Origin of the sequence: Kitasatospora sp. GP30, assembly GCF_029892145.1 — a bacterium.
In the GTDB taxonomy this organism is placed as follows: Bacteria; Actinomycetota; Actinomycetes; order Streptomycetales; family Streptomycetaceae; genus Kitasatospora; species Kitasatospora acidiphila.
In genome coordinates, this window is record NZ_JARZAH010000007.1 from 233,175 (window position 1) to 256,381 (window position 23,207).

Genomic DNA, 23,207 nt, shown 5'->3' on the forward strand with positions numbered 1-23,207 from the left:
GCCCTCTTTCGTCATTCGAGAGTTTGTCTGTGGTCTGAGGGGGGCCTGGGGGCGGGCCGGCTGCCGGTTGAAGGCAGCCGGCCCAACCTCCGTCAGACCTCTTCGACGCTGCTCGGCTCGCGCCGGGACAGGTCGATGCCGAGCTCCTCGGCAGCGCGGAACACGTCTTCGTCGGAGTCCCGCAGCTCGATGTTGGAGCCGTCCGAGGACAGCACCTCCACGTTGAGGCAGAGCGACTGCATTTCCTTGATGAGGACCTTGAAGGACTCGGGAATGCCCGGCTCGGGGATGTTCTCGCCCTTGACGATCGCCTCGTAGACCTTCACGCGGCCCAGGACGTCGTCGGACTTGATGGTGAGCAGCTCCTGCAGCGCGTAGGCCGCGCCGTACGCCTCAAGGGCCCACACCTCCATCTCACCGAAGCGCTGACCACCGAACTGCGCCTTACCACCGAGCGGCTGCTGGGTGATCATCGAGTACGGACCGGTCGAGCGGGCGTGCAGCTTGTCGTCGACCAGGTGGTGCAGCTTGAGGATGTACATGTAGCCGACCGAGATCGGCATCGGGAACGGCTCGCCGGAGCGGCCGTCGTACAGCCGGGCCTTACCGGTGGAGTTCACCAGGCGCTCACCGTCACGGGTGAGGGTGGTGTTGTCCAGCAAACCGGTGATCTCGTCCTCGCGGGCGCCGTCGAAGACCGGGGTGGCCAGGTTGGTGCCGCCCTCGACCGTGTCGGCGCCGATCGCCTGCAGGCGGCGGGCCCACTCGTCGGCGAGGCCGGAGACGTCCCAGCCCTGCTTGGCGAGCCAGCCGAGGTGGATCTCCAGGACCTGTCCCGGGTTCATTCGGGACGGGACACCCAGCGGGTTGAGGATGATGTCGACCGGGGTGCCGTCCTCGAGGAACGGCATGTCCTCGACCGGCAGGATCTTGGAGATGACGCCCTTGTTGCCGTGGCGGCCGGCGAGCTTGTCACCGTTGGTGATCTTGCGCTTCTGGGCCACGTAGACGCGGACCAGCTGGTTCACGCCCGGGGGCAGCTCGTCGCCCTCTTCGCGGTCGAAGACGCGGACGCCGATGACCTTGCCGGACTCACCGTGCGGCACCTTCAGCGAGGTGTCGCGGACCTCACGGGCCTTCTCACCGAAGATCGCGCGGAGCAGGCGCTCCTCCGGGGTCAGCTCGGTCTCACCCTTCGGGGTGACCTTGCCGACCAGGATGTCGCCGGTGACGACATCGGCGCCGATCCGGATGATGCCGCGCTCGTCGAGGTCGGCGAGGACCTCCTCGGAGACGTTCGGGATGTCCCGGGTGATCTCCTCGGGGCCCAGCTTGGTGTCACGGGCGTCGACCTCGTGCTCCTCGATGTGGATCGAGGAGAGGACGTCGTCCTGCACGAGGCGCTGCGACAGGATGATCGCGTCCTCGTAGTTGTGGCCCTCCCAGGACATGAAGGCGACGAGCAGGTTCTTGCCCAGCGCCATCTCGCCCTCGTCGGTGCACGGGCCGTCGGCCAGCACCTGGCCGGCCTCGACCCGCACGCCCTCGTCCACGAGCACCTTCTGGTTGAAGGCGGTGCCCTGGTTGGAGCGGGTGAACTTGGCGGCCCGGTAGGTGTTGTACGTGCCGTCGTCGTTGGCGACGGTGACGTAGTCGGCCGAGACCTCCTGGACCACACCGGCCTTGTCGGCGGTGATGACGTCCGCGGCGTCGACGGCGCAGCGGTACTCCATGCCGGTGCCGACCAGCGGCGCCTCGCTGCGCAGCAGCGGGACGGCCTGGCGCATCATGTTCGAGCCCATGAGCGCGCGGTTGGCGTCGTCGTGCTCGAGGAACGGGATCATGGCGGTCGCGACCGACACCATCTGGCGCGGCGAGACGTCCATGTAGTCGACCTCGGTGCCGGGCACGTAGTCGATCTCGCCGCCACGGCGGCGGACCAGGACGCGCGGCTCCGCGAAGTGGTTGTCATCGGTCAGCGGCGCGTTGGCCTGCGCGATGACGTAGCGGTCCTCTTCGTCAGCGGTCAGATAGTCGACGTGGGTGGTGACCACACCGTGCTCGTCGACCTTGCGGTACGGGGTCTCGATGAAGCCGAAGGCGTTCACCCGGCCGTACGAGGCCAGCGACCCGATCAGACCGATGTTCGGGCCTTCAGGGGTCTCGATCGGACACATGCGGCCGTAGTGCGAGGGGTGCACGTCACGGACCTCGAAGCCGGCCCGCTCACGGGACAGACCACCGGGACCCAGCGCGGACAGACGGCGCTTGTGGGTCAGACCCGACAGCGGGTTGGTCTGGTCCATGAACTGGGACAGCTGGCTGGTGCCGAAGAACTCCTTGATGGAGGCGACGACCGGCCGGATGTTGATCAGGGTCTGCGGCGTGATCGCCTCGACGTCCTGGGTGGTCATCCGCTCGCGGACGACGCGCTCCATGCGGGCCAGGCCGGTGCGGACCTGGTTCTGGATGAGCTCGCCGACGTTGCGCAGGCGACGGTTGCCGAAGTGGTCGATGTCGTCGACCTCGACCACGATGTCGCGGCCCTCACCGTCACGCCACTCGGTCTCACCGGCGTGCAGCTTGACCAGGTACTTGATGGCGCCGATGATGTCCGGCTCGGTGAGCACGCCCGAGTCCAGCGACTCGGCGTTGCCCAGCTTCCGGTTGACCTTGTAGCGGCCGACCTTGGCCAGGTCGTAGCGCTTCGGGTTGAAGTAGAGGTTCTCGAGCAGGGTCTGCGCGGCCTCACGGGTCGGCGGCTCGCCCGGACGCAGCTTGCGGTAGATGTCCAGCAGCGCGTCGTCCTGGCCCTGGGTGTGGTCCTTCTCCAGGGTGGCGCGCATCGACTCGTACTCGCCGAACTCCTCGAGAATCATCTCGTTGGTCCAGCCGAGGGCCTTGAGCAGCACGGTGACCGACTGCTTGCGCTTGCGGTCGATGCGGACACCGACCATGTCGCGCTTGTCGATCTCCATCTCCAGCCAGGCACCACGCGAGGGGATGACCTTGGCGGAGTAGATGTCCTTGTCGGACACCTTGTCCAGGGTGGAGTCGAAGTACACGCCCGGGGAGCGGACCAGCTGCGAGACGACGACACGCTCGGTGCCGTTGATCACGAACGTGCCCTTGTGGGTCATGAGCGGGAAGTCGCCCATGAAGACCGTCTGAGACTTGATCTCACCGGTCTCGTTGTTGGTGAACTCGGCCGTGACGAAGAGCGGGGCCGCGTAGGTGAAGTCGCGGTCCTTGCACTCGTCAATGGAGTTCTTCGGCGGCTCGAAACGGTGGTCGCGGAAGGTCAGCGACATCGACCCACTGAAGTCCTCGATCGGGGAGATCTCTTCGAAGATCTCCTCCAGACCGGACTTGGTGGGGACGTCCTGACCGGACTCCAGCGCCGCCTCGACCCGGGACTTCCAGGCCGCATTGCCGAGCAGCCAGTCAAAGCTCTCGGTCTGCAGGGCGAGGAGGTTCGGTACCTCGAGGGGCTCCTTGATCTTCGCGAACGAGACGCGGAGCGGGGCGGTGGATGCGGCGGAATTGTTCGAGGCGTTGCGCGGCGCGGCCAAGAGGGGGGTCCTTCCGAGGGCTCGGAGCTCACTACGCGCGTACCGGCCGGGCCTTGCCGAGGGGTTCATCCAACGGAGAAATCCCAGGTCAGGGCAGCGCCGACTCCGGGCGACGAGTCACGGAGCAGCTAACAGGCAGCGCAAAGGGACAGTGTAGCCAAAGGCGACACTGCTGTCCAGTCCTGATTCGGAGACCGAATCGGACGCTCCCTCCGTTGCGTACTGCCAGTCCTGCTGCGCACTGCAGCGGCGCCAAACCCCACCGAGGAGGCCGGCACCGCGACTCACTCCTAGTGAGTTCCCGCCGCGGCCCCGGGTTATGCATCCGGGGCCACTCGAACTAACGGCCGACCGCCCTCGGGGGTGTCGGCACGCGCCTTGAGAATCGCGCGCCCGCCGCCGTTCGTCAAGGCCCGGCCGAAGCTTGGACCTCGGGGTGTTCATCGCTGTGCGGCCTGTGAGCGTTACAGCGGTGATCACCATACCTCGCCCCGCCGACAGTCCACCCAACGCAGACAGGCCGGGCCGACCACCCGCGAAGGGTGGCCGGCCCGGCCCGTTGTGCTTCCTTGGAAGCGGTGCTCGCTAGGAGCGCAACGTCACTTGACGGTGACCTTGGCGCCAGCGCCCTCGAGGGCAGCCTTGGCCTTCTCGGCGGTCTCCTTGTTGACCTTCTCCAGGACAACGGCACCGGCGGTGTCGACGAGGTCCTTGGCCTCCTTCAGGCCGAGGGAGGTCAGGGTGCGCACCTCCTTGATGACCTGGATCTTCTTGTCGCCGGCACCGTCGAGGATGACGTCGAACTCGTCCTTCTCCTCAGCGGCCTCGGCAGCCGGGGCGCCCGGGCCGGCCATCATGACCGGGGCGGCCGCAGCGGCGGTGACGTCGAACTTCTCCTCGAAGGCCTTCACGAAGGCGGCGAGGTCGATGAGGGTCATGTCCTCGAACTGAGCGAGCAGCTCGTCCTGGGTCAGCTTCGCCATGATGGCGTCCTTCCACTAAATCGGCAGGTGGTGCCGGTTATGTACGGGGTGTGGCGGGCGCGGGCCCGCTGCGAGGGCGTGAGCCCACCGCCGATCACTCGGCGGCGGCGTCCTCGGCGGGAGCCGGCGTACCGGCACCGCCCTGCTCGACCTTGTCGCGCAGCGCGTCCACGGTGCGGACGAGCTTCGAGGGCAGGGCCTGGAAGAGCGAGGCAGCCTGGGACTGCTTGCCCTTCATGGCACCGGCCAGCTTGGAGAGCAGCACCTCGCGGGACTCGAGGTCCGCGAGCTTCTTGATGTCGTCGGCAGACAGCGCCTTACCGTCGAGCACGCCGCCCTTGATGATCAGGGCGGGGTTCTCCTTGGCGAAGTCACGCAGAGCCTTCGCCGACTCCACCGGGTCACCGGTGACGAAGGCGACAGCCGTCGGACCGTTGAACTGGTCGTCGAGCTCCGTGATCCCGGCCTCGTTGGCCGCAATCTTGGTCAGCGTGTTCTTCACCACGGCGTACTGGGCGTTCTCGCCGAGCGAGCGACGCAGGGTCTTGACCTGCTTCACCGTCAGACCGCGGTACTCGGTCAGCACGGCCGCGTTGGAGGCACGGAACTTCTCCGTGATCTCCGCGACGGCGGCAGCCTTGTCAGGCCTGGCCATAGGCTTACGCCTCCTTCCGTGATGTCGAGGTCGGCCGACCATGGACAGTCGACCTACAGTGCCTCTGACCACCAGCGGAGAAGGGCAGCTCGCCAGGGAATGAGAAAAGCCCCGGTGCGCAGAGGCACGGGGCTTCGATCGACCTCGACGGGCACGCGAACAAGTCGCACAACCGGAAGTCAAAGCTCCAAACACTCCTGCGCGGGCTGCCTGCGACAAGCGCAGAACCTTCGGTCGGACGGCCCGGGGGCCAACGCGACAACCAGCGGTCTTCGGCAGACATCAGCGTACGGTCAAGAGGGCGGGAAGTCCAAATCGGGTCACCGGCGGATCGGGCCGACGGCCGAACCGGGTCACTGGCCCGCCGCCCGGGTGTCGCTCTCCGGCGGGGCCAGCACGGCCAGCTGGTCACCGTAGTCGCGGTACTCGATCAGCTGGTCCAGGACGCCCTGGGGGCTGCTGCCGGTGCGGCGCAGCTGGACCAGCTGGTCGCGGTCGTTCAGCCACAGGTCCAGGGTCAGCGCGGTCACCCCGCCCCCGCCGAGCGCGGCCGCCAGCCGGTCCCGGCGCGCCGGGCTGAGCAGCTCGGCCTCGGCGGCCGTGTAGTCGGCCACCGTGGTGGTGGCGGCCCAGTGCCCCACCGGGACCTTGCCGAGCAGTTCCTCCCCCACCAGCCGCAGGTCCCCGGCGGCCGCGGCCGCGGTCACCGCCTGCAGCGGGTCCAGCTGGTCGGCCAGCTCGGCGTACGGCGTCTGCGGCTGTCCGCCCGGCCCGTCCGGCCCGGTGGACCGCTCCCAGTGCCGGCCGCCGAGGCGGGCCGCGGTGGCGGTGTCGCCGCCCTGGTAGCTGACGCCGCCCAGGACGATCAGCCGGCCGGTCGCGCCCGGCGCGGTGCGGGTCAGCTGCATGGCGGGGGGCGCCCAGCTGAGCACCCCGTCGGCGCAGTCGGTGGCGCCGCCCGGGATCTCGGACCAGTAGTGCAGCCGGGCCCGGCCGGCGGTCTGCAGCACCTGCTCGGCCGAGAGCAGCACGCCGAGCGGCGAGCGGTCGGCGGGCCGGGGCGCCGGGGGCACCGGCAGCGCGGGCTCGGCCGCCGCGGACCGCCGGCCGCTCGCCGCCGCCTTGGGTCCGGCGGTCGGCTCGCAGGCCGCCAGGGTGCCGAAGAGTGCGACCGCGGCCGCCGCTGCGGCCACCGCCCTCAGGAGCGCTGCCACCCTCGCCTCCCGATCAGTCCAACCGTCGGCTCAGCCTGCCACGCCGGAGCCCGACGTCGGCCGGCGGCCCGCCGGACAATGCGTCAGGGCCCGTACTCCACAAGGGAGTACGGGCCCTGACGATCAGTCAATCAGACCGGGCGAACCGTCAGACGGTGGCCGGGTCCTCCTCGACCAGGAGGTTGCGGGTGCGGTTCGGGTCCACCTGGATGCCGGGGCCCATGGTGGTCGAAACCGCGGTCTTCTTGATGTAGCGGCCCTTGGCGGCGGACGGCTTGGCCCGCAGCACCTCGTCAAGGGCGGCGGCGTAGTTCTCGACCAGCTGCTCGTCGGTGAAGGACGCCTTGCCGATGATGAAGTGCAGGTTCGAGTGCTTGTCGACGCGGAACTCGATCTTGCCGCCCTTGATGTCCGTGACGGCCTTGGCCACGTCCGGGGTGACGGTGCCGGTCTTCGGGTTCGGCATCAGACCACGCGGGCCGAGCACGCGGCCCAGGCGGCCGACCTTGCCCATGAGGTCCGGGGTGGCGACGACGGCGTCGAAGTCCAGACGACCCTTGGCCACCTCGTCGATGAGCTCGTCGGAGCCGACGATGTCGGCGCCCGCAGCCTCCGCAGCCGCGGCACGGTCGCCGGTCGCGAAGACCAGGACCCGGGCGGTCTTACCGGTACCGTGCGGCAGGTTGACGGTGCTGCGGACCATCTGGTCGGCCTTGCGCGGGTCGACACCCAGGCGCATGGCAACCTCGACGGTCGCGTCGAACTTGGTGGTGGAGGTCTCCCGGGCGAGGCGGATGGCCTCGAGCGGGGCGTAGAGACGGTCGCGGTCGACCTTGAGGTCCGCGGCCTTGAGGGCCTTGCTGCGCTTCACTGCTGCTCCTGTGTTGGTGGAGTCGTGGTATCTCGGGCCGCGCTGGGCCCTACCACTGGCCTACGAAAAGGGTGTTCAGCCCTCGACGGTGACGCCCATGGACCGGGCGGTACCCGCGATGATCTTCTCCGCGGCGTCCAGGTCGTTGGCGTTCAGGTCGGGGAGCTTGGTGGTGGCGATCTCGCGCACCTGGGCCGAGGTCAGCTTGGCGACCTTGGTCTTGTGCGGCTCGCCGGAGCCCTTCTCGATGCCCGCGGCCTTCAGGATGAGGCGCGCGGCCGGCGGGGTCTTGGTGATGAAGGTGAAGGAGCGGTCCTCGTAGACCGTGATCTCCACCGGCACGACCATGCCACGCTGCGACTCGGTGGCCGCGTTGTAGGCCTTGCAGAACTCCATGATGTTGACGCCGTGCTGACCCAGCGCGGGGCCGACCGGCGGCGCCGGGTTGGCCGCACCGGCGTTGATCTGGAGCTTGATAAGCCCCGTGACCTTCTTCTTCTTGGGAGGCATGTCTCTCCGGGTCCTTCCTTCGATGGACGTGTGTACGGCTCCGGGGCGACACCCGGGCGAGAGTACACACAGCGGACCAGGCTAACGCGTGGGCGCCGCTGGTCCAAAACGAGCCCGGGGGCGAGGCTGCGGCCCCGCCCCCGAGAAGCTTCGGTGACTAGTACGTCCGGCGGTACTAGTTCTTCTGGATCTGGTCGAACGACAGCTCGACCGGGGTCTCGCGGCCGAAGATCTCGACCAGGCCCTTGACCTTCTTCGAGTCCGGGTTGATCTCGTTGATGGTCGCCTGCAGGGTGGCGAACGGACCGTCGGTGACGGTGACCGAGTCGCCGACCTCGAAGTCCAGCACCTGGATCTCGCTCGGCTTGACCGGCGACGGCTTGCCGGCCTCCTTGGCCGCGGCGCGCTCGACGTCCGGCGCCAGCATCTTGACGACCTCGTCCAGGGTCAGCGGGTACGGGTCGTAGGCGTTGCCGACGAAGCCGGTGACACCCGGGGTGTTGCGCACCACGCCCCAGGACTCGGGGGTGAGGTCCATGCGGACCAGCACGTAGCCGGGGAGCTTGTTCTGCCGGATGGTCTTGCGGTCGCCGTTCTTGATCTGGACGACCTCCTCCTGCGGCACCTCGGCCTGGAAGATGTACTCCTCGACGTTGAGCGAGACCGCGCGCTGCTCCAGGTTCTGCTTCACCCGGTTCTCGTAGCCCGCGTAGGTGTGGATCACGTACCACTCGCCGGGCATGAACCGCAGCTCCTCGCGGAACTTGGCGACCGGGTCGACCTCGGCGGCCTCCTCGGCAGCGGCCTCGGCCTCCTCGCCGGCCTCGGCGGCGTCCTCGCTCACCACGTGCAGCGCGGCCTCCTCGGCGGGCACCCCGGCCTCGGCCTGGTCCGCCGCCTCGACCTCGTCCTCGTCGCTGTCCACGCCGCTGGTGATCTGCTCGGCGTCCTCGGGGTCGGCAGCCTCAGCCGCATCCAGCTCGGCGGCGACATCCGCCTCGCGGACGGTCTCGTCGGCGTCGTACAGGGGGGACTCAGACACGGTGGCTGCTTCTTTCCTGGAGAGGTGGAGATGGGTACCGCTGCGGGGGCAAGCCTCAACAGTACCGACTCAACGGTAGCGGGCTCGCCCGGCAGGTGACGACAGCTAGACCCGGGCGGTCCCCCTTTGGTGCTGTGAGGGGCCGACCCGGGTCGGGTGGTGGAGCGCGCTGTCCGGCGTGGTCAGCCGAAGATCCAGAAGGTGGCCTTGGCGAGCCCCCAGTCCAGGGTCGCCACGATGGTCATCATGACGCCGACGAAGACCACCACGACGGTGGTGTAGTTCATCAGCTCGCTGCGGGTGGGCCAGACCACCTTGCGCAGCTCGGCGATGATCTGCCGGTAGTACAGGGCGATGCGGGAGAACAGGCCGCGCTTGGCCCGCTTGCCACCCGACTTGCCGCCCTCGCCGCCCTTGGCCTTGTTGGCACGCTTGCGGTCGCGACGGGAGAGGCCCTCGCCGTCCTCGGTCTCGGCAGCGTCGACCGCCGCGTCCTCGGCGTCGTCGTGGTTGCCGCTCTCAGGCGTTGCGGTGGAGCCCGTGGTCTCCGTCACTCGTCCTCACCTGAATCCGGGTCGTTTGCTGGGCAAAGCGGACTTGGGGCCCTCTCCGCATCAAGCCCGCTCGCTCCAGTGGAGCGAACGGGCTGGAATTGGATCAAGCAGCAGGGCACGAGGGACTCGAACCCCCAACCGCCGGTTTTGGAGACCGGTGCTCTACCAATTGAGCTAGTGCCCTTCAGCGCCTCGCGGCGCCTCGGTCGTCCCATAACCTACCTCATCCGACCGTCGGCGTGGTGAACGCTTTTCGGAGCGGCTTCCGGTTGGCCCGGGGCGTTGATCAGTGAGTGTACGGGGTGAACGCCGTTTGGTCGAACCTCTCGCCAGGCGGACCCGGCGCGTACGTATGGTGAAACCCCGGCCCGATCACGCACCCCGTTCTGCAACGATGCCTGTATGAGCGCTTCCACCCCCGCCAACACTCGTCCCGCGGACCGCCGGGTCTCCGCCCGGATCGGCGCCATCGCCGAGTCCGCCACCCTCGCCGTCGACGCCAAGGCCAAGGCCCTCAAGGCGGCCGGCCGCCCGGTCATCGGCTTCGGCGCCGGCGAGCCGGACTTCCCCACCCCGGACTACATCGTCGAGGCCGCCGTCGAGGCCTGCCGGGACCCGAAGAACCACCGCTACACCCCCGCCGGCGGCCTGCCCGAGCTCAAGGCGGCCATCGCGGCGAAGACCCTGCGGGACTCCGGCTACAAGGTCGACGCCTCCCAGGTGCTGGTGACCAACGGTGGCAAGCAGGCCATCTACGAGGCCTTCGCGGCGATCCTGGACCCGGGCGACGAGGTCATCGTCCCGGCCCCCTACTGGACCACCTACCCCGAGTCGATCCGGCTGGCCGGCGGCGTGCCGGTCGATGTGGTGGCCGACGAGACCACCGACTACAAGGTCTCGGTGGCGCAGCTGGAGGCCGCCCGGACCGCCAACACCAAGGTGGTGCTCTTCGTCTCGCCGTCCAACCCGACCGGCTCGGTCTACACCCAGGAGGAGGCCGAGGCGATCGGCCGCTGGGCACTGGAGCACGGCCTGTGGGTGCTGACCGACGAGATCTACCAGCACCTGGTCTACGGCGACGCCACGTTCAGCTCGCTGCCCGCGCTGCTGCCGGAGCTGGCCGACAAGTGCATCGTGGTCAACGGTGTGGCCAAGACCTATGCGATGACCGGCTGGCGGGTGGGCTGGATGATCGGCCCCAAGGACGTGGTGGCCGCCGCCGCCAACCTGCAGTCGCACGCCACCTCCAACGTGAGCAACGTGGCGCAGCGGGCCGCGCTGGCCGCGGTCAGCGGCGACCTGTCCGCGGTGGACGAGATGAAGGTGGCCTTCGACCGCCGCCGGCAGACCATGGTGCGGATGCTCAACGAGATCGAGGGCGTCTACTGCCCCGAGCCGCTGGGTGCCTTCTACGTCTACCCGTCGGTCAAGGCGCTGCTGGGCAAGGAGATCCGCGGCAAGCGCCCGCAGACCTCCAGTGAGCTGGCCGCGCTGATCCTGGACGAGGCCGAGGTCGCGGTGGTGCCGGGCGAGGCCTTCGGCACCCCGGGCTACCTGCGGCTGTCCTACGCGCTGGGCGACAGCGACCTGGCCGAGGGCGTGGCGCGGATGCAGAAGCTGCTCTCCGAGGCTCGCGACTGATCGTTCGTCAGCCTGTCGAGAGCCGCCCCGGTCACCCCATCGAGGGATCCGACCGGGGCGGTTCCCGTTCGTGCGGGGGATGCGGCAGGATTCGTGAATGGAACAGCGAGACGTCTGGACTCTGCCCAAGGCCCATCTGCACCTGCACTTCACCGGATCGATGCGCCCGGCCACGCTGCTGGAGCTGGCCGACAAGCACGGTGTGCGGCTGCCCGAGGTGCTGGTCTCGGGGACGCCGCCGAAGTTGCGGGCGACCGACGAGCGGGGCTGGTTCCGGTTCCAGCGGCTCTACGACACCGCGCGCTCGGTGCTGCGGGACGAGCAGGACATCCGCCGGCTGGTCCGGGAGACCGCCGAGGACGAGGTCGCGGACGGCTCGCGGTGGCTGGAGATCCAGGTCGATCCGACCTCCTACGCGCCCCGGCTGGGCGGGCTGATCCCGGCGCTGGAGCTGATCCTGGACGCGGTCCGGGAGGCCTCGGCCGCCACCGGGGTGGGGATCCGGGTGCTGGTGGCGGCCAACCGGATGAAGTCCGAGATGGACGCCCGCACCCTGGCCCGGCTGGCGGTGCGCTACGCCGACCAGGGCGTGGTGGGCTTCGGGCTCTCCAACGACGAGCGGCGCGGGCTGGCCCGGGACTTCGACCGGGCGTTCGCGATCGCCCGGCGGGCCGGGCTGCTGGCGGCCCCGCACGGGGGTGAGCTGGCCGGCCCGGAGTCGGTGCGGGACTGCCTGGACGACCTCGGGGCGGAGCGGATCGGGCACGGGGTGCGCAGCGCGGAGGACCGCCGGCTGCTGCAGCGGTTGGCCGACCGTCAGATCACCTGCGAGGTCTGCCCGTCGTCCAATGTGTCACTGGGCGTCTACGAGAAGGCCGGTGCGGTGCCGGTGCGGGCCCTGTTCGAGGCCGGGGTGCCGCTGGCGCTGGGGGCCGACGACCCGCTGCTGTTCGGCTCCCGGCTGGCCGCGCAGTACCAGCTGGCCAGGGAGGAGCACGGGTTCACGGATCCGGAGCTGGCCGAGCTCGCCCGGCAGTCGGTGCGCGGTTCGCGGGCCCCGGACGGGGTGCGCAAGGAACTGCTCGCGGAGATCGATGCCTGGCTTATCAAGCCTCTCATCTGACAATCTGATGTCCCGTGAGTAGAACAACGGGGAGCACCCACACCACAGTCACCCACCACACCGTCACCCATCACGTGGTGACCCACCATGTGGTGGTCCATCACTACTACGGGCGCTACTACGCCCCCGGGCCCGGCGGCGGGCTCGTCTTCTGGCTCGTGCTGCTGGTCCTGCTGATCGCGCTGGTGGTCTGGTGGAGCAACCGGGCCAGGCGGTGAGCTAGAGCTCCACCCCGACGAAGACCGGCTCGTTGACCAGCTCCACGCCGAAGGCGGCGTGCACTCCGGCGCGGATCTCCCGGGCCAGGGCGAGCAGGTCGGCGGTGGTGGCCCGGCCCCGATTGGTGAGCGCCAGGGTGTGCTTGGTGGAGAGGGTGGCCGGGCCGCTGCCGTAGCCCTTCTTGAATCCGGCGTGGTCGATCAGCCAGGCCGCCGAGGTCTTGGTGTGGCCGTCCGGGGCCGGGTAGGCGGGGGCCCGCAGGTCGCCGAGCCGGGCCGCGAAGGCCTGGTACTGCTCGGGCGTGAGGATCGGGTTGGTGAAGAAGGAGCCGGCCGACCAGGTGTCGTGGTCCTCCTCGTCCAGGACCATGCCCTTGCCGGCCCGCAGCAGCAGCACCGCGTTCCAGGCGGCGGCCACGTCCACCCGCTCGCCCTGCTCGACGCCGTAGTGCTTGGCCACCTCGGCGTACCTGATCGGGGTGGACAGGCCGTCGTTGTCCGCGAGGCCGAGCCGGACCCGCAGGACCACCCAGCGGTCCGGTTCGGCCTTGAAACGGCTGTGCCGGTAGGAGAAGACGCACTCGGCGTTGCTCAGGGTGACCACCTCGCCGGCCACCCGGTCGTAGGCGACCACCTCGGTGATGGTCTGGGCGACCTCCTGGCCGTAGGCGCCGACGTTCTGCACCGGGGTGGCGCCGGCCGAGCCGGGAATGCCGGCCAGGAACTCGACGCCGGCCAGGCCGTGCTCCAGCACCACCGTCTGCACCGCGTCGGCCCAGTTCTCGCCGGCGGCCAGCTCCAGGGTGGTGCCGTCCAGCTCGAAGCCGGTGGTGGCGATCCGCAGCACGGTGCCCTCGAAGCCGTCGTCGCCGATCACCAGGTTGCTGCCGCCGCCGATCACCAGCAGCGGCTCGCCGACCGCGTCGGCGGTCTGGACGGCGGCGATCACCTCCTGGTCGGTCCGCGCGGTCACCAGTCGGCGGGCCGGGCCGCCGAGGCGCAGGGTGGTCAGCGGGGCGAGCGGGGCGTTCTCGGTCACGTGCACCGGTCCACGGTATACGGGCGGGCCGACTGCTACGGGCATATGGAGACATAGACTATCCATATGCGCATCGGAGAGTTGAGCAAGCGGACCGGCGTGCCGATCCCGACGATCAAGTACTACCTGCGCGAGGGGCTGCTGCCCGGGGGCGAGCTGACCAGCCACAACCAGGCCCAGTACGGCGAGGGCCATCTGCGCCGCCTGAAGCTGATCCGGGCGATGACCGACGTGGGCAAGCTCTCGGTGACCGCGGCCCGGGAGGTGCTGAATGCGGTGGACGAGCCGTCGACCGGGATACACGAGGTCCTCGGCGTCGCCCAGGAGGCGATCACCCCGCACGTGACGGCAGCGAACAACGACGCCTGGGCCCGGGCCGAACGGCTGGTGGACGAGTTGCTGGCGCGCCGCGGCTGGAAGGTGGAGCCGGAGTGGTCGGCCCGACTGGCGCTGATCCAGCTGGTGGTGACCATCCGGGACCTCGGGCAGGACGATCTTCTGGACCTGTTGGAGGAGTACGCGACCGCCGCCGAACAGCTCTCCAAGGCGGAGCTGGCCGTCATCGGGCGGCGCACCGGAGTCGAGAGCAGGGTCGAGGGCGCGGTGCTGGGCACCGTACTGGGCGACGCGGTGATCGGCGCGATGCGGCGACTGGCCCAAGTGGACGCGTCATACCGGATCTTCGAGGCCCGCTGAGGCCGGGGGCGACTAGGCGGCCCGCTGCTGCTCGGCCAGCCGGCGGCGGGCCTCCGGCCAGCCGATCGGCAGCTCGTCGACCGGGACCTCCCAGAAGACGAAGGCCGAGCCCTTCATGGTGGGGCGCATCGACGTCATCACGGTGCGGTGCGGCTCGGCCTTGACGTAGGCGTCGAGCTCCGCGCGCCCCTCCCAGGCGGAGAGCGTCCAGAAGGTGCGCTTCAGCGGCTCGGCCACCAGCGAGGCGCCGAGCGCACCGGGCGCGCTCTTCACCTGCTTCCAGGCGAGCAGCGAGTTGCGGAAGAACCGCGGCACGTCCTTGAGGGAGCGGACCTCCAGCTTTGAGGCCATCACCAGGGCATGACTGGTGCCGGTGCGCGGTGGATTGGGAGTGATCCAGGGAAGCGTGGGCATGACGGTGATCCTCCACTGCCGATAGTGGAACCTATCACTATCCATAATACGCCTTCGGCTGCCCCCCGAAAAGCGCCACGCGCCGCCCCCGGGAGGGAGCGGCGCGTGGTGGGAACCGAGCGGTCGGGCGGCGTCAGCCGAGCTGCACCACCGCGCGGGACTGGCCCAGCACCTTCTGGCCGCCGCTGGTCGCCACCAGGTCGACCTGCACCCGGCGCCCGTCCAGCAGCTTGGCCACCTTGCCGGTGACCTCGATCACAGCACCGGCGTCGTCGTTGGGCACCACCACGGGGCGGGTGAACCGCACGCCGTACTCCACCAGCGCACCCGGGTCGCCGACCCAGTCGGTGACCACCCGGATCGCCTCGGCCATGGTGAACATGCCGTGCGCGATCACATCGGGCAGGCCCACCGAGACGGCGAACTTCTCGTTCCAGTGGATCGGGTTGAAGTCGCCCGAGGCGCCCGCGTAGCGCACCAGCGCGGCGCGGCTGACCGGGAACGACTGGGCCGGCAGCTCGGTGCCGACCTCGACCTCGTCGAAGCTGATCGCCATCGGGGTCACTCGCCCTTCGTCTCGTCGTCCGGGACCGCCCGCGCGACCAGGGTCATGACGGTGGTCACCAGGTGCTCGCCGCTCTCCTCGTGCATCTCACCTGTGACGGTCAGCACATCGTTGCCCGCGAGCGACTTGATGTTCTCGATCCGCACCGTCACCCGCACCCGGTCGCCGGCGCGCAGCGGGCGGCTGTAGCTGAACTTCTGGTCGCCGTGCACCACCCGGCTGTAGTCCAGGCCCAGCGCCGGGTCCTCGATCACCTGGTCGGAGGCCGGCACGGCGAGGGCGATCGCAAAGGTCGGCGGGGCGATCACATCCGGGTAGCCGAGCGCCTTGGCCGCCGACTGGTCCAGATAGGCGGGGTTCAGGTCGCCGACCGCCAGGGCGAACTCGCGGATCTTCTCCCGGCCCACCTCATAGGGCGCGGTGGGCGGGTAACTCCGCCCGATGAACGAGGGATCCAGCGCCATTGACGTGCTCCTCAGCTGTGCGATGGGAAAAAACGACGTCGGGTCACACGCGAAAACGACTTCAGGCCGCACCCCGGAACAGGGTGCGGCCTGAAGTCATGACCTGTCATGCCAGGCCCGATGATGCCCTAGAAGGGTCAGCGGGTCTCGCGGTGCGCCGTGTGCGAGTTGCAACGCGGGCAGTGCTTCTTCATCTCAAGGCGGTCCGGGTCGTTACGCCGGTTCTTCTTGGTGATGTAGTTCCGCTCCTTGCACTCCACGCAGGCCAGCGTGATCTTCGGGCGGACGTCGGTGGCAGCCACGGGAGTGCCTTCCTTGGACAATGGGTGATGACACAACAAGAGTAGCCGATCGGGGGGTTAGCCTCCGACCGACTACGCGGGGTAGCGGTGACCGGACTTGAACCGGTGACACAGCGATTATGAGCCGCTTGCTCTACCAACTGAGCTACACCGCCTTGATGATCGGTGCCCGCCGAAACGGACACTGATCATCAGAGCCCCCATGCGGAATCGAACCGCAGACCTTCTCCTTACCATGGAGACGCTCTACCGACTGAGCTATAGGGGCGAACCGGCTGAACGAGGAAGAGATTACACGGTTCCCGTCCCAAGGTGAAATCCATACTCCGGCGGCAAGATCCCAGGTCGCGGACTCGTACGGATGCACGAGCCCGGCAATCGGGTCCGGGCCGCCCGCGCCGCTCCCCCCGGCGGGCCCGCGCGAGCCTGCACGGCGGGCGGCCCGACGGCTCGTAGGCTCAGCGGCCAGTGATCTCCAGGGAGGAGCCGGCCGGTGAGCGAGCAACGCGAGGCGGGCGCATGAGTCGGGACATCGGCGCATGAGCCGGGACGGCGCAGCCTCCGACGGCCCGCGGCACGGCCCGCCCGGCTCCGGCGTCCGGGGCGGCAACCCGCTGGACCACGGGCCGGTGCTGCTGCTGGCGGGCGCCCGGCTGGCCGACGGCCGACTGGTGGACGTACGGATCAGCGGCACCCGGATCCAGGCGGTGGGCACCGCCGGCTGCCTCGGCCCGCTGCCGCTGGCCGCCCTGCCGGCCGGCGCGGCCACCGGCACCGAGCCGGTGGTGACCTCCGGCGCCCGGATCGATCTGACGGGCTATCTGCTGCTGCCCGCACCCGCCGAGCCGCACGCCCACCACGACAGCGCGTTCACCGCGCCGCCCCCGGCCGCCACCCCGGACCAGACCCCCGGCGAGGAGGCGAGCCGGCTGGTCCGCCGGGTCACCGAGGCCGCCCTCACCTCGCTCGGCTACGGCGCCACCGCCCAGCGCACCCATGTGCGGATCGGCGCACCGCACGGGCTGCGCCGCCTGGACGCGGTGCTCACCGCCCGGCAGGCCCTGCACGGCCTGACCGAGCTGCAGGCGGTGGCGATGCCCCGGCTGCTCACCGGCCGCGCCGGGGCGGACGGCCGGGCCCGGCTGCGCGAGGCGCTGCGGCTCGGCGCGGACGCGGTCGGCGGCTGCCCCGAGCTCGACCCCGACCCGGTGGGCTTCGTACGGCTGGCGGCGGCACTGGCCACCGAGTTCGACCGCCCGCTCGACCTGCATCTGCGGGGCGGCGACCCGGCGCAGCTGGCCCGGTTGCTGGAGCCGCTGGCCCCGCTGCGCCCGCGGTTGGCGCTCGGCCCGTGCGACCGGCTGCGACCGGGCAGCGGAGCGGCGCTGCGGGCGGCCGGCGCCCGGGTGCTGTGCCTGCCGCAGAGCGGCGGCTGCGGCGAGCTGGACGGGCCACCCGAGGGCCTGCCCACCGCAGCGCTAAGGGAGTTGACCAAACATCAGGTTCAACTGGCGGCAGGCAGCGGTGCGTTGCGGGACGCGGCCAATCCGGTCGGCCGGGCCGATCCGCTCGAGGCCGCCTATCTGCTGGCCGCCGGTGGGGTGTTGAGCCCGGCGGCGGCCTATGAGGCGGTCAGCGGCCAGGCCCGGTTGCTGATGGACCTGCCGCCGGTGCGGGTGGACGCGGGCTTCCCCGCCGAGCTGCTCGCGGTGCGCGGGGACAGCCTGACGGGCGCGCTCTCCGGCGGGCACAGCCGGCTGGTGGTGCACCGCGGCCGGGTGGTCTCCCGGACCAGCGCGGTACGGGAGTTCGCGGACACGATCGCGCTGGCACTGCCCCGGCAGAGCGGCCACCACCTCGACTGACCGTCAGCGGTACTCGCGCAGCCGCGGCCGCACCGCCAGCACCGCCAGCACCAGGGCGCCGGCGCCGAGCACCCCGAGACCGGCCGCGCTGCCCGCGCCGAGGTCGTCGTCGCTCTGGCTCACCGCCTGGTGGAACGCCTGCTGGTTGATCCCGATCACGGTGTCGAAGTCGTTGCTGAGCACCGTGAAGTCACCGTCCGACTGCCCCGGGTTGGTGCCGGTGTCGAAGGTGATCGCGTCGGCGAGCTTGCCCTGGCCGTTGAGGTCGCGGATCTTGGCGTCGTCCTGCTGGTAGGTCAGGTAGTCGTCCAGCAGCTTGTCGGCGGCCTGCTGCTCGCCGGGGAAGGTGATGTTGCGCAGCTCGTCGCCGAGGTAGCCGCGGAAGTCGACCTCACCGGCGGAGGTGTGGTGCGCGTTGACCGCGCCGGACAGCCTCGGCAAGTAGCCGGAGTAGTCGGCGATGCCGTCGAAGCCGGCTATCTGCTGGCTCTTGTCGAGGAAGCTCTGCTGGTACTGGCCCGCCCGCTCCGGGTCGACCAGCCAGCGGCTCTCGTCGGCGTTGGAGTCGTAGGCCACCGCCTGGGCCCGGCCCAGCGAGAGCACCGAGTCGTAGGCGTCCACCTTGGCGGTGTGCAGCCGGTCCGAGGTGCCCGAGGTCAGCGTGACCGCCCAGATCAGGCCGGCCAGCGCGAGCACCCCGGCGAGCAGCAGCGGCGGGGAGAGCAGCCGGCGGTAGCGGACCGCGAGGGTGCGCTGCAGCACGGCGATGGCGATCAGCACCAGCAGGCCGCTGCCGAGCAGCTCCCAGAAGCCGCTGCCCAGCGCGGACCGCTCGTCGGCGTACCGCTGGTCGACGGCGTCGGCGTTGCTCTTGGCCACCTGGTCGGCGCCCGGCATCAGCTGGGTCCGCAGCAGGTCGGTGGCCTGCCGGTAGGTGGCGAGCGCGTCCGCCGGCGGGTGTCCCGGGCCGGCCTTGGCGGCGCCCTCCTGCTCGTCCATCCGGGCCACCAGGCCCTCGTACTGGCCGAGCGCGTCCAGCTCGGTCCGGGCCGCCTGGCGGGCTGCAGCGCTGCCGCCGACCGCCTCGGTGGCCTGCTCCAGATCGCTGTCGGCCTGCGCGCGGCGCTGCTCATAGGTGTGGTGGACGCCGTCACGCTGGCCGGCGTGCTGCGAATCGGCGCCCACCAGCAGCAGGTTGGCGGCCTGGGCGTCCATGTCGCCGAGCGCGAAGTACAGGTCGGCGGCCCGCTCGGCCTGCGGGGCGGTGCCGTGGCCGATCTCGTCCACGCTGTCCCGGGCGCCGGTCAGCAGGCTCGCGGTGAGCCCGATCATCAGCAGCAGGGCGGCCAGCACGGCCGCGGTGAGGGCCCGGACCCGGCGCGGGGTGGTCCAGTAGCCGGCCGCCCACAGCCGTCGCAGCCGGTCCAGCAGGGTCAGCCCGCCGGCCACCGCCTGGATCGCGATGCGCGGCGTGGCAGTCGTGCTTCCGGCATCAGGGCCCGTCCCCCCGGACGGACCCTCCCCCGATACCACCGCTGTTCTCTCCCCGACTGCCATCGCCGCGCTTCCTCCCCGCTTTCGCACGACTGAAGCTAGCCGCGCGCATCGAGGATTCTGCGCCTCCTTGACGCTCCTTTGGCGCCCGCGACCACGGTCTTGACGGATCATTAGCGCGGGCCGGAGGGGGGCGTCAGGGTTCGTAGCGGTAACCGATCCCCGGCTCGGTGATCAGATGGCGCGGCCGGGCCGGGTCGCGCTCCAACTTGCGGCGCAGTCCAGCCAGGTAGACCCGCAGGTAGTTGCCGCGTTCCTCGTGCCCGGGCCCCCAGACGGCACGCAGGATCTGGCGGCCCGGCAGCAGCCGTCCGGGGCTGGCCAGCAGCATGGTGAGGATCTTCCACTCGGTGGGGGTGAGCCGCAGCTGAAGCGGCCCGTGCCCGGCCACCCTGGTCACCGTGCCGGCCGTCAGGTCCACCACGTGGTCGCCGATCACCACCTGGTTCAGCAGGGCCGCGGCGCCCGGGCGGCGCAGCACGGCCCGCAGCCGGGCGAACAGCTCGTCCATCAGGAACGGCTTGGTGACGTAGTCGTCGGCGCCCGCGTCCAGCGCCTGGATCTTGTCGTCCGCGCCGCTGCGGCCGGAGAGCACGATGATCGGCACCTGGCCGCGGTCCCGCAGCCGGTGGATCACCTGCACGCCGTCCAGATCGGGCAGGCCCAGGTCGAGCAGCACCGCGTCCGGCCGGGACCGGGAGGCGGCCTCCAGGGCGGCCGCGGCGGTGTCGGCGGTGGCCACCTGGTAGGAGCGGGCCCGCAGGTTGATCCGCAGTGCCCGCAGCAGCTGCGGTTCGTCGTCCACGATCAGGATCTGATTCACGAGACCTCCTCCTGTGGTGCCGCGGGCAGGGTGAGCAGCATGGTGGTGCCGCCGCCGGGCGTGTCCTCGACCTCCAGGGTGCCGCCCATCGCCTCGGCCAGGCCCCGGGAGAGCGCCAGCCCGAGGCCCACGCCGGTGGTGTTGTCGGTGTCGCCGAGCCGCTGGAACGGCAGGAACACCCGGTCCCGCTCGGCCGGCGGGATGCCGGGGCCGCGGTCGGCGATCCGGATCTGCACCTGCTCCGCGGGCCGGCCGCCGGGCTCGGGGCTCGGGTAGGCGCTGGCGCTGACCAGCACCGGGGCGCCGGGGGCGTTGTGCCGCAGCGCGTTGGTGATCACGTTGGCCAGCACCCGCTCCAGCAGCGGCGGGTCGGCCAGCAGGGCGGGCGCGGTCTCCAGGCCGAGCGGCTGCACCGGGGCGTCCGGGTCCTGCAGGGAGTCCAGCGCCCTGGGCAGCACCTCCTCCAGGTGGACCGGCGCCAGGTGCAGGGTGAGCGCGCCAGCCTGCAGCCGGCTCATGTCGAGCAGGTTGTCCACCAGCCGGGTCAGCTTGACCAGCGACTCGTCGGCGGTGGCCAGCAGTTCGGCGACGTCCTCCGGTGAGAACTCGACGTCCGGGCTGCGCAGCGAGCCGACCGAGGCCAGCGCCGCCGCCAGCGGGGTGCGCAGATCGTGGCTGACCGCGGCCAGCAGCGCGGTGCGCATCTTGTCGGCGGCCTTGATCGGCTCCACCTCGGCCGCCACCGCCGCCAGCCGGTCGCGCTCCAGGGCGGCGGCCACATGGGCGGCGAAGGCGGTCAGCATCCGCTGCTGGTCGGCCGGCAGCCTGCGCCCGGTGAGGATCAGCAGCTCGTCGGTGCCCACCGGCACCTCGGTGGTGTCGGTGCCGTGGGTGTCCCGCGGGCCGGAGGCGTCGCTGCGGGCCAGCACGTCGCCGGTCTCCCGGGAGAGCAGCGCCACCGAGTCCAGGCCGAAGGTGTTGCGGGAGTGGTCGAGCAGGTTCGGTATGGCCGAGGCGTCGGTCTCCCGGCTGCGCAGCACGGTGCCGGCCAGCGTGGACAGGCTCTCCGCCTCCGCCGTGGCGCTGGCGGCCCGCTGGGTCTGCCGGGCGGCCCGGTCCACCACGGTGGAGACGGTCAGCGCGACTGCCGCGAAGACCATCAGGGCGATCACGTTGTTGGTCTCGCCGATGGTGAAGGTGTGCACCGGCGGGATGAAGTAGTAGTTCAGCAGCAGCGAGGCGATCAGCGAGGCCACCAGGGCGGAGGCGGCGCCGCCGAGCAGCGCCACCGCGACCACGCCGAGCTGGAAGAGCAGGGCGTCGGTGGTCAGGTTGAGGGTGTGGTGCAGCTGGGAGAGGGCGCCGGTGAGCCCGAACGGCAGCGCCAGCCCGGACGCGAAGCCGGCCACCGTGCGCCCCCGGGAGTGCCGCCGGCCCAGCGAGGGCAGCAGCCGGCCGCGCCCGGTGAACTCATGGGTGACCATGTGGACGTCGATGTCCTCGGAGGCGTCCACGGTGGTCTCGCCGATGCCCGGGCCGGTGAGGAACCGGGCGGTGCGGCCGCGCCGACTGGTGCCGAGCACCAGCTGGGTGGCGTCGTTGGCGCGGGCGAAGCCGAGCAGGGCGGTGGGGATGTGGTCGCCCACCACCACGTGGTAGCTGCCGCCCAGCGTCTCCACCAGCCGCCGCTGGTTGGCCAGCGCCGCCGGGGAGGCACCTGCCAGGCCGTCACTTCGGGTGACGTGCACGGCGAGCAGCTGGCCGGCGGCGGTGCGGTCGGCGATCCGGGCGGCGCGGCGGATCAGGGTCTCGCCCTCCGGTCCGCCGGTGAGGGCGACCACCACCCGTTCGCGGGTCTCCCAGACCCGGTCGATGTTGTGCTCGGCACGGTAGTCGCGCAGGCCTTCGTCGACCCGGCCGGCCACCCAGAGCAGGGCGAGCTCCCGCAGCGCCGTCAGGTTCCCGACCCGGAAGTAGTTGGTGAGCGCGGCGTCCACCTTCTCGGCCTTGTAGACGTTGCCGTGGGCCATCCGTCGGCGCAGCGCTTGCGGGGCCATGTCGACGAGTTCGATCTGGTCGGCCCGGCGGACCACCTCGTCCGGCACGGTCTCCCGCTGCGGGGTTCCGGTGATCTTCTGGACCACGTCGTTGAGGCTCTCCAGGTGCTGGATGTTGACCGTGGTGATCACGTCCAGACCGGCGGCGAGCAGCTCCTCGACGTCCTGCCAGCGCTTGGCGTGCCGGCCGCCGGGGATGTTGCTGTGGGCCAGCTCGTCCACCAGCACCACGTCGGGGCGGCGGGCCACGACGGCGTCGATGTCCATCTCGGTGAAGTCGGTGCCGCGGTAGTCGCGGTGCAGCCGGGGCACCACCTCCAGGCCGTCGAGCATCGCCTCGGTGTGCTTGCGGCCGTGGCACTCGATGTAGCCCACCACCACGTCGGCACCGCGGTCCTGTCTGCGCCGGGCCTCGTCCAGCATCCGGTAGGTCTTGCCGACTCCGGGGGCCGAGCCGAGGTACACCCTCAGCCGCCCGCGCCGGGGCGGGGCGGTGGCGGCGAGATCGCGAGCCATGGGTCCTCTCTTCAGGAGGGTGGGCGGAGACGTGACTGGACCGGCCCGCGGGGGCCGGTCCAGTCACGTGATCGAGGCGGTTGTCACTGGAGCTCGCTCAACGCCTTGTTGAGCAGCACCACGTTGACACCCGGGGCACCGAGGAAGCCGAGCGAGCGGCCGTCGGTGTACTTGGAGATCAGCGTGTTCAGCTGATCGGCCGTCACCTTGCCACCGCGGGCCTGGACGACCCGGTTGACCTGCTCCTTGGCGTAGGCCGTCGAGATGTGCGGGTCGAGGCCGGAGCCGGAGGCGGTCAGCGCGTCGGCCGGCACGCCGGCCGGGTCGACCTTGTCGAAGGCCGCGACGTCGGCGCGGCGCTGCTCGATGGTCTGGGTCAGGCCGTTGTCGTTGGGGCCCAGGTTGCTGGCGGCCGAGCCGTGCGGGTCGTAGCCGGCCACCGAGGGGCGCGGCTGGAACCACTTCGGGTCGGGCTGGGCCTGCTCGTTGGGGTCGTTGGGGTTCTTCTTGGGCAGGTTGTAGTTCTGGC

At 70.6% G+C, this 23,207-nt stretch carries 22 protein-coding genes and 3 tRNA genes; 5 read left to right on the forward strand and 20 right to left on the reverse strand.

From position 1 onward, the window contains the following. Positions 1-92 precede the first annotated feature (92 nt). From rpoB to P3T35_RS14450, 9 genes are all read right to left on the reverse strand, one after another. On the reverse strand, positions 93-3,572 hold the full coding sequence (rpoB, locus tag P3T35_RS14410; RefSeq protein ID WP_101381373.1) for a DNA-directed RNA polymerase subunit beta: 3,480 nt from the start codon (positions 3,570-3,572) through the stop codon (positions 93-95). Between the two features lie 599 nt (positions 3,573-4,171). Next, on the reverse strand, positions 4,172-4,555 hold the full coding sequence (rplL, locus tag P3T35_RS14415; protein ID WP_101381372.1) for a 50S ribosomal protein L7/L12: 384 nt from the start codon (positions 4,553-4,555) through the stop codon (positions 4,172-4,174). 94 nt (positions 4,556-4,649) lie between these two features. After that, a complete protein-coding gene (gene rplJ / locus P3T35_RS14420) occupies positions 4,650-5,210 on the reverse strand; it encodes a 50S ribosomal protein L10 (protein WP_101381371.1) in 561 nt (186 codons plus the stop codon). Between the two features lie 353 nt (positions 5,211-5,563). Then, entirely contained in the window at positions 5,564-6,424 is an 861-nt protein-coding gene (locus tag P3T35_RS14425; protein ID WP_143676863.1) for a hypothetical protein, read from the reverse strand. A gap of 148 nt (positions 6,425-6,572) precedes the next feature. Further along, entirely contained in the window at positions 6,573-7,295 is a 723-nt protein-coding gene (rplA, locus tag P3T35_RS14430; protein ID WP_101381369.1) for a 50S ribosomal protein L1, read from the reverse strand. Positions 7,296-7,370: 75 nt separating this feature from the next. Beyond that, entirely contained in the window at positions 7,371-7,805 is a 435-nt protein-coding gene (gene rplK, locus P3T35_RS14435) for a 50S ribosomal protein L11 (protein ID WP_101381368.1), read from the reverse strand. A 175-nt stretch (positions 7,806-7,980) separates the two neighbouring features. Further along, positions 7,981-8,742, reverse strand: a complete 762-nt coding sequence (gene nusG, locus P3T35_RS14440; protein ID WP_280706201.1) for a transcription termination/antitermination protein NusG — start codon at positions 8,740-8,742, stop codon at positions 7,981-7,983. A gap of 287 nt (positions 8,743-9,029) precedes the next feature. Continuing rightward, the gene (secE, locus tag P3T35_RS14445) at positions 9,030-9,401 is read right to left on the reverse strand and encodes a preprotein translocase subunit SecE (RefSeq protein WP_101381367.1); all 372 of its coding nucleotides are present in this window, start codon (positions 9,399-9,401) and stop codon (positions 9,030-9,032) included. A 111-nt stretch (positions 9,402-9,512) separates the two neighbouring features. Continuing rightward, positions 9,513-9,585, reverse strand: a tRNA-Trp gene (locus tag P3T35_RS14450). Positions 9,586-9,803: 218 nt separating this feature from the next. On the opposite strand from P3T35_RS14450, the gene P3T35_RS14455 reads away from it, so the two are divergent. The 3 genes from P3T35_RS14455 to P3T35_RS14465 all read left to right on the forward strand — a co-directional run bounded on the left by P3T35_RS14455 (position 9,804) and on the right by P3T35_RS14465 (position 12,383). Next, positions 9,804-11,042 carry a pyridoxal phosphate-dependent aminotransferase gene (locus tag P3T35_RS14455; RefSeq protein ID WP_101381366.1) on the forward strand — a complete coding sequence of 413 codons (1,239 nt, stop codon included), beginning with the start codon at positions 9,804-9,806 and terminating at the stop codon, positions 11,040-11,042. Between the two features lie 97 nt (positions 11,043-11,139). Continuing rightward, entirely contained in the window at positions 11,140-12,165 is a 1,026-nt protein-coding gene (locus P3T35_RS14460; protein ID WP_101381365.1) for an adenosine deaminase, read from the forward strand. A 14-nt stretch (positions 12,166-12,179) separates the two neighbouring features. Beyond that, complete coding sequence (locus P3T35_RS14465; protein ID WP_143676862.1) at positions 12,180-12,383, forward strand: hypothetical protein; 204 nt, start codon at positions 12,180-12,182, stop codon at positions 12,381-12,383. Position 12,384: 1 nt separating this feature from the next. Here the strand turns inward: P3T35_RS14465 and P3T35_RS14470 are convergent, their stop codons facing one another. Next, a complete protein-coding gene (locus P3T35_RS14470) occupies positions 12,385-13,428 on the reverse strand; it encodes a UDP-N-acetylmuramate dehydrogenase (protein ID WP_280706175.1) in 1,044 nt (347 codons plus the stop codon). A gap of 60 nt (positions 13,429-13,488) precedes the next feature. Between P3T35_RS14470 and P3T35_RS14475 the strand changes: the two genes are divergently transcribed. Further along, complete coding sequence (locus tag P3T35_RS14475) at positions 13,489-14,118, forward strand: MerR family transcriptional regulator (protein WP_101381363.1); 630 nt, start codon at positions 13,489-13,491, stop codon at positions 14,116-14,118. A gap of 12 nt (positions 14,119-14,130) precedes the next feature. Here the strand turns inward: P3T35_RS14475 and P3T35_RS14480 are convergent, their stop codons facing one another. From P3T35_RS14480 to P3T35_RS14505, 6 genes are all read right to left on the reverse strand, one after another. Then, positions 14,131-14,532 carry a DUF3291 domain-containing protein gene (locus P3T35_RS14480; RefSeq protein ID WP_101381362.1) on the reverse strand — a complete coding sequence of 134 codons (402 nt, stop codon included), beginning with the start codon at positions 14,530-14,532 and terminating at the stop codon, positions 14,131-14,133. A gap of 133 nt (positions 14,533-14,665) precedes the next feature. Continuing rightward, positions 14,666-15,088 (reverse strand): MaoC family dehydratase, encoded by a 423-nt coding sequence (locus P3T35_RS14485; protein WP_101385137.1) that lies wholly within the window; start codon positions 15,086-15,088, stop codon positions 14,666-14,668. 5 nt (positions 15,089-15,093) lie between these two features. Further along, positions 15,094-15,561, reverse strand: a complete 468-nt coding sequence (locus P3T35_RS14490) for a MaoC family dehydratase N-terminal domain-containing protein (protein WP_101381361.1) — start codon at positions 15,559-15,561, stop codon at positions 15,094-15,096. 137 nt (positions 15,562-15,698) lie between these two features. Next, the gene (gene rpmG, locus P3T35_RS14495) at positions 15,699-15,863 is read right to left on the reverse strand and encodes a 50S ribosomal protein L33 (RefSeq protein ID WP_006604855.1); all 165 of its coding nucleotides are present in this window, start codon (positions 15,861-15,863) and stop codon (positions 15,699-15,701) included. 82 nt (positions 15,864-15,945) lie between these two features. Continuing rightward, positions 15,946-16,018, reverse strand: a tRNA-Met gene (locus P3T35_RS14500). A gap of 40 nt (positions 16,019-16,058) precedes the next feature. Next, positions 16,059-16,131 (reverse strand) — tRNA-Thr (locus P3T35_RS14505). 271 nt (positions 16,132-16,402) lie between these two features. Here P3T35_RS14505 and P3T35_RS14510 point away from each other — a divergent pair. Continuing rightward, positions 16,403-17,728: a hydrolase gene (locus tag P3T35_RS14510; protein WP_280706189.1), complete on the forward strand. Its 1,326-nt coding sequence runs from the start codon at positions 16,403-16,405 to the stop codon at positions 17,726-17,728. 3 nt (positions 17,729-17,731) lie between these two features. On the opposite strand, the gene P3T35_RS14515 is transcribed toward P3T35_RS14510, so the two are convergent. The 4 genes from P3T35_RS14515 to P3T35_RS14530 form a co-directional block, all read right to left on the reverse strand. Next, positions 17,732-19,177, reverse strand: coding sequence for a hypothetical protein (locus P3T35_RS14515; RefSeq protein WP_101381360.1), 1,446 nt, complete (start codon positions 19,175-19,177; stop codon positions 17,732-17,734). Between the two features lie 241 nt (positions 19,178-19,418). Continuing rightward, complete coding sequence (locus P3T35_RS14520; RefSeq protein ID WP_101381359.1) at positions 19,419-20,105, reverse strand: response regulator; 687 nt, start codon at positions 20,103-20,105, stop codon at positions 19,419-19,421. After that, positions 20,102-22,678: a sensor histidine kinase KdpD gene (locus tag P3T35_RS14525; RefSeq protein WP_101381358.1), complete on the reverse strand. Its 2,577-nt coding sequence runs from the start codon at positions 22,676-22,678 to the stop codon at positions 20,102-20,104. Before P3T35_RS14525 ends, P3T35_RS14520 begins: the two co-directional genes overlap by 4 nt. Before the next feature lie 83 nt (positions 22,679-22,761). Further along, positions 22,762-23,207, reverse strand: a 446-nt coding sequence (locus P3T35_RS14530; RefSeq protein ID WP_280706191.1) for a potassium-transporting ATPase subunit C, incomplete at its 5' end; no start/stop codon positions are given.

Coding starts and splice junctions, on each gene's coding strand:
- rplL (WP_101381372.1), bottom strand. CDS start 4,555: ATGGCGAAGCTGACCCAGGACGAGCTGCTCGCTCAGTTCGAGGACATG.
- rplJ (WP_101381371.1), bottom strand. CDS start 5,210: ATGGCCAGGCCTGACAAGGCTGCCGCCGTCGCGGAGATCACGGAGAAG.
- rplK (WP_101381368.1), bottom strand. CDS start 7,805: ATGCCTCCCAAGAAGAAGAAGGTCACGGGGCTTATCAAGCTCCAGATC.
- P3T35_RS14455 (WP_101381366.1), top strand. CDS start 9,804: ATGAGCGCTTCCACCCCCGCCAACACTCGTCCCGCGGACCGCCGGGTC.
- P3T35_RS14460 (WP_101381365.1), top strand. CDS start 11,140: ATGGAACAGCGAGACGTCTGGACTCTGCCCAAGGCCCATCTGCACCTG.
- P3T35_RS14475 (WP_101381363.1), top strand. CDS start 13,489: ATGCGCATCGGAGAGTTGAGCAAGCGGACCGGCGTGCCGATCCCGACG.
- P3T35_RS14480 (WP_101381362.1), bottom strand. CDS start 14,532: ATGCCCACGCTTCCCTGGATCACTCCCAATCCACCGCGCACCGGCACC.
- P3T35_RS14485 (WP_101385137.1), bottom strand. CDS start 15,088: ATGGCGATCAGCTTCGACGAGGTCGAGGTCGGCACCGAGCTGCCGGCC.
- P3T35_RS14490 (WP_101381361.1), bottom strand. CDS start 15,561: ATGGCGCTGGATCCCTCGTTCATCGGGCGGAGTTACCCGCCCACCGCG.
- P3T35_RS14510 (WP_280706189.1), top strand. CDS start 16,403: ATGAGCCGGGACGGCGCAGCCTCCGACGGCCCGCGGCACGGCCCGCCC.
- P3T35_RS14525 (WP_101381358.1), bottom strand. CDS start 22,678: ATGGCTCGCGATCTCGCCGCCACCGCCCCGCCCCGGCGCGGGCGGCTG.